Source organism: Proteus myxofaciens ATCC 19692, assembly GCF_001654855.1.
GTDB classification, from domain to species: domain Bacteria; phylum Pseudomonadota; class Gammaproteobacteria; order Enterobacterales; family Enterobacteriaceae; genus Proteus; species Proteus myxofaciens.
In genome coordinates this window covers 1-4,593 of the sequence record NZ_LXEN01000091.1, presented here as the reverse complement: position 1 = coordinate 4,593, position 4,593 = coordinate 1, and the positions used below count along the sequence as shown (strand labels likewise).

Genomic DNA, 4,593 nt, shown 5'->3' with positions numbered 1-4,593 from the left:
GAAAAACAAGATAATAATCTAGCGAATTATGCAGAAAAATTATCCAAAGAAGAAGCGAGGATTGATTGGTCATTATCCGCAGAACAAATTGAGCGTTGTATTAGAGCGTTTAATCCATGGCCAATAAGCTATTTCATCCTTGAGGACCAACCAATAAAAGTTTGGAAAGCACAGGTTATTACAGAAAAAAATATTATGAGCAATAAAGAAGTAAATCCCGGAATTATACTAAAAGCTGATAAAACTGGTATTTATATTGCTACTGGTGATGGTGTTTTAAATATCACCGTGCTCCAACCATCAGGTAAAAAACCAATGGCATCTTCTGATTTCCTAAACTCGAAACGAGAATTGCTCACTCCAGGCAAGATTCTTCAATAAATATCTAACCCTCTAGCTAAAAAATACTAGAGGGTTTTCTTTTTTAAGCTAAAGTGATTTTCTTTGGCTATCAATATTAAAACGTTAACTCACTATGAAAACGTCATACAACTTACGTAGCATTGCCGCTAAAGCAATTAGTCAGGTATTAGATCAAGGCTTATCATTAAGCACAGTGATCCCTGAATTACAAAAAAACATCTCAGAAAAAGACAGAGCTTTATTACAAGAACTTTGCTTTGGTGTTTTACGTGTATTACCCCAGCTGGAATGGATAATTCAGCAGCTAATGGATAAACCGCTGAAAGGAAAGCAACGTATTTTACACTACCTCATCATGGTAGGATTATATCAACTTCTTTATACACGTATTCCCGCTCATGCTGCATTAGCTGAAACTGTAAATGGCGCTGTTGCACTAAAAAAACCACAATTAAAAGGTTTAATTAATGGTGTATTACGCCAATTTCAGCGCCAACAAGATATTTTAAATGAACGTTTTCAAAATAGTGAAAGTCGCTTTCTACACCCATCTTGGTTACTTGCTCGTATCAAGCAGGCTTATCCTGAACAATGGATGAGTATAATTGAAGGTAATAACCAAAAACCACCTATGTGGTTACGTGTTAATCAACAACATCATTCACGAGAAAAATATTTACAGTTACTAGAAGAAGTTGGTATTGCAGGAATGGCAGATGAAACACATCCTAATGCCATACGTTTAGAAGTTCCTTGTAATGTGACTCTTTTACCTGGATTTAATGATGGTTGGATAACAGTACAAGATCGCTCAGCTCAGCGCTGTGCCGAATTATTATCACCAGAAAATAAAGAGCAAATCCTCGATTTATGCGCAGCGCCAGGTGGTAAAACAACACACATTTTAGAAATTGCGCCTCAGGCGCAAGTTTTAGCCGTAGATATTGATGAACAACGTTTGAAACGAGTACAAGAAAATCTTACTCGTTTAAAACTTAATGCTGTCGTCAAAAGTGGTGATGGACGCTATCCTGAACAATGGTGTGCGGGTATGCAATTTGATCGTATTTTACTTGATGCCCCATGTTCAGCAACTGGTGTTATTCGCCGCCACCCTGATATTAAATGGCTTAGACGAAATGAGGATATTGCTCAGCTTGCTCAAATTCAAAAAGAAATTTTGCATGCTATTTGGCCTTATCTAAAACCAGGTGGGTCACTAGTTTATGCAACTTGTTCTATTTTACCAGAAGAGAATCAACAACAAATTGAGTCTTTTTTAGTAACAACTAAAGATGCTCAATGTGATTATCAGCATCAATGTTTACCTGAACCCATTGGTGGAGACGGCTTTTTTTATGCATTGATCAAGAAAATATGATCTCATGATATAAAGGTGATATTGATCCTAAAAAAAGTTACTATTCCAACGCAAGACTGTCATGATCTTGCGTTGGTTTTTTAATCGAATAATCTGAGAAATGACGATGAAAATTATTATATTAGGCGCGGGGCAAGTAGGTGGTACTCTTGCTGAAAATCTTGTCGGTGAAAATAATGATATTACTGTCGTAGATACTGATGCGACTCGCTTACGTCAACTTCAAGATAAATTCGATTTACGAGTCGTCAACGGGCATGGTTCTCACCCAAGAGTTTTAAGAGAAGCAGGTGCTGAAGATGCTGATATGTTAGTTGCTGTTACCAATTCTGATGAAACTAATATGATAGCCTGTCAAGTTGCCTATACTTTATTTAATACACCTAATAAAGTTGCAAGAATAAGAGCATCAGAATTTGTTCGTGAAGCAGATAAATTGTTCTTACCAGAAGCGATTCCTATTGATTATCTTATTTCCCCTGAACACCTTGTTATAGATTATATCTATAAGCTCATTCAGTATCCTGGAGCTTTGCAGGTTGTTAATTTTGCAGAAGGTCAAGTCAGTATCGTTGCCGTAAAAGCCTATTATGGTGGTTCGTTAGTTGGTAATGCATTATCAACACTACGTGATCATATGCCACATATTGATACACGAGTTGCCGCAATATTTCGTCAAGATAGGCCAATTAGACCTCAAGGATCTACAATCATAGAAGCAGGTGATGAAGTCTTTTTTGTAGTAGCTTCCCAGCATATTCGTGCTGTTATGAGTGAATTACAAAGATTAGAAAAACCTTATAAGCGAATTATGATTGTTGGTGGCGGTAATGTTGGTGCAGGATTAGCCGCTAGATTAGAAAAAGATTATAGCGTTAAGCTTATTGAGCATAATCAGCAAAGAGCAACAGAACTGGCTGAGCTACTTCACGATACCATCGTATTTTATGGCGATGCATCAGATCAAGAGCTACTCGCTGAAGAACATATTGAACAAATAGATGTATTTATTGCACTCACAAATGATGATGAAGCTAACATTATGTCTGCAATGTTAGCTAAACGCATGGGGGCCAAAAAAGCGATGGTTCTCATTCAACGTGGTGCTTACGTTGATCTTGTTCAAGGTGGCGTCATTGATATTGCCATTTCACCACAACAAGCCACTATTTCCGCCCTTCTAGGCCATGTACGAAAAGCGGATATTGTCAGTGTTTCATCATTACGAAGAGGCGTTGCTGAAGCAATAGAAGCCATTGCTCATGGTGATGAAAATACTTCAAAAGTTGTGGGTAGGCGTATACAGGATATTAAATTACCACCAGGAACTATTATTGGTGCAATAGTAAGAAATGAAGATGTCATCATCGCTAATGCAACTCACTCTATTGAGCAAGGTGATCATGTCATTATGTTTATTACGGATAAGAAGTATGTGCCTGAAGTGGAAAAACTCTTCCAACCTAGTCCATTCTTCTTATAGAAATGGTGTATAAATAAGAATAAAAGTAATTGTTACACATCATAGTCTATTATTATTATATCGAAGACTTAATGTTACATAATATTTTATATTTAAATAAATAAGGGATGGCTATGGCTTTTTTAAAAGAGTTTCGCGAATTTGCGATGAAAGGTAATGTTGTTGATATGGCAGTCGGTGTCATTATAGGTGCTGCTTTCGGAAAAATTGTGTCATCGTTAGTTGCTGATATTATCATGCCGCCATTAGGGCTATTAATTGGCGGTATCGATTTTAAACAATTTAGCATAGTGCTAAGAGAAGCTAGTGGTAATGCACCTGCTGTGATATTAAATTACGGTACTTTTATTCAAAGTGTATTTGATTTTGCAATTGTAGCATTTGCTATCTTTTGTGCTATCAAGCTGATTAACAAAATGCGTAGACAAGCTGAAGAAAAGCCTAAAGCACCACCGGCACCTTCTGCTGAAGAAACATTATTAACAGAAATTCGTGATTTACTAAAAAATCAGCAAAAATAAAACTAAAAGGCCAGTGATAACAAGTTAATAAAATTTTTGTTATCACTGGCCTCCCAGTTACCTTTCTTATTATTTTTGTCTTTTCTCATATAACTCCCTTTACCTTTCTTATTCTTTTCAACTCTTTGTTTAAATATGGGATCATGAACAAGTGCAGCTAAAGCATTATCTTTAATAACACCTTTTTGGTGCTGATATTTGCTAGACATAAAAACCTCTTAATTTATTAAAGAACATAAAAAACTTTCTAACTTCATATTATTTCTTTGTTGCGCCCGATTCAAGTATTTCTAATATTGAGCAATAAGTACTTTCATGAGCACTACCACAACAAGCGTTACTCAACATCTTTAATGAATCCCTCATTCTCTCCATTTCTTTCAAGCGAATTTCAACTTCAGCTAATCTTGCATCAACAATATGCTTTGATTCAACACAAGTATGATGGGTAGGATCAACACGAATAGAAAGGAGTTCAGTTATAGCATCTAATGTAAAACCCAGCTCTTTTGCATAACGAATAAAACGTAAACGTTGAAGATCATTATCGGTATATAAGCGATAGCCACCTTCAGTACGCCTATCATGTTCCATCAATCCTTGTTTTTCATAAAATCGGATTGTATCTGTTGTTACATTCGCTAATTTTGCAACTTGCCCAATACGATACATGGATCTCCCTCCATTGTTAATTATGAATAAGCATAGCAAATAACCAAAAGAATAGAATTGAAATATAGCGTGAAGCTTATATTACAGAATAAGCAGTATGGTGAAATGCCAGAAAGTAAATATGATACAACACAAGAGAAGATAATGAGGAATGCAAAAAAATATAAAAAGAG

6 protein-coding genes are annotated in these 4,593 nt (G+C 35.9%); 4 read left to right on the top strand and 2 right to left on the bottom strand.

Annotated elements, in window-relative coordinates:
- The 4 genes from M983_RS09245 to mscL all read left to right on the top strand — a co-directional run.
- On the top strand, window positions 1-381 hold a 381-nt coding region (locus M983_RS09245), incomplete at its 5' end, for a methionyl-tRNA formyltransferase (protein ID WP_425415189.1).
- Between the two features lie 94 nt (window positions 382-475).
- Window positions 476-1,744 (top strand): 16S rRNA (cytosine(967)-C(5))-methyltransferase RsmB, encoded by a 1,269-nt coding sequence (gene rsmB, locus M983_RS09240; protein WP_066749772.1) that lies wholly within the window; start codon window positions 476-478, stop codon window positions 1,742-1,744.
- Between the two features lie 106 nt (window positions 1,745-1,850).
- Window positions 1,851-3,227, top strand: coding sequence for a Trk system potassium transporter TrkA (gene trkA / locus M983_RS09235; RefSeq protein WP_066749771.1), 1,377 nt, complete (start codon window positions 1,851-1,853; stop codon window positions 3,225-3,227).
- A 113-nt stretch (window positions 3,228-3,340) separates the two neighbouring features.
- Window positions 3,341-3,748, top strand: coding sequence for a large-conductance mechanosensitive channel protein MscL (gene mscL / locus M983_RS09230; RefSeq protein WP_066749770.1), 408 nt, complete (start codon window positions 3,341-3,343; stop codon window positions 3,746-3,748).
- Window positions 3,749-3,750: 2 nt separating this feature from the next.
- On the opposite strand, the gene M983_RS09225 is transcribed toward mscL, so the two are convergent.
- Together M983_RS09225 and zntR are read right to left on the bottom strand one after the other, a co-directional pair.
- On the bottom strand, window positions 3,751-3,957 hold the full coding sequence (locus M983_RS09225) for an alternative ribosome-rescue factor A (protein ID WP_066749769.1): 207 nt from the start codon (window positions 3,955-3,957) through the stop codon (window positions 3,751-3,753).
- Between the two features lie 49 nt (window positions 3,958-4,006).
- Window positions 4,007-4,420 carry a Zn(2+)-responsive transcriptional regulator gene (gene zntR, locus M983_RS09220; RefSeq protein WP_066749768.1) on the bottom strand — a complete coding sequence of 138 codons (414 nt, stop codon included), beginning with the start codon at window positions 4,418-4,420 and terminating at the stop codon, window positions 4,007-4,009.
- Window positions 4,421-4,593 lie beyond the last annotated feature (173 nt).

Coding starts and splice junctions, on each gene's coding strand:
- rsmB (WP_066749772.1), top strand. CDS start 476: ATGAAAACGTCATACAACTTACGTAGCATTGCCGCTAAAGCAATTAGT.
- trkA (WP_066749771.1), top strand. CDS start 1,851: ATGAAAATTATTATATTAGGCGCGGGGCAAGTAGGTGGTACTCTTGCT.
- mscL (WP_066749770.1), top strand. CDS start 3,341: ATGGCTTTTTTAAAAGAGTTTCGCGAATTTGCGATGAAAGGTAATGTT.
- M983_RS09225 (WP_066749769.1), bottom strand. CDS start 3,957: ATGTCTAGCAAATATCAGCACCAAAAAGGTGTTATTAAAGATAATGCT.
- zntR (WP_066749768.1), bottom strand. CDS start 4,420: ATGTATCGTATTGGGCAAGTTGCAAAATTAGCGAATGTAACAACAGAT.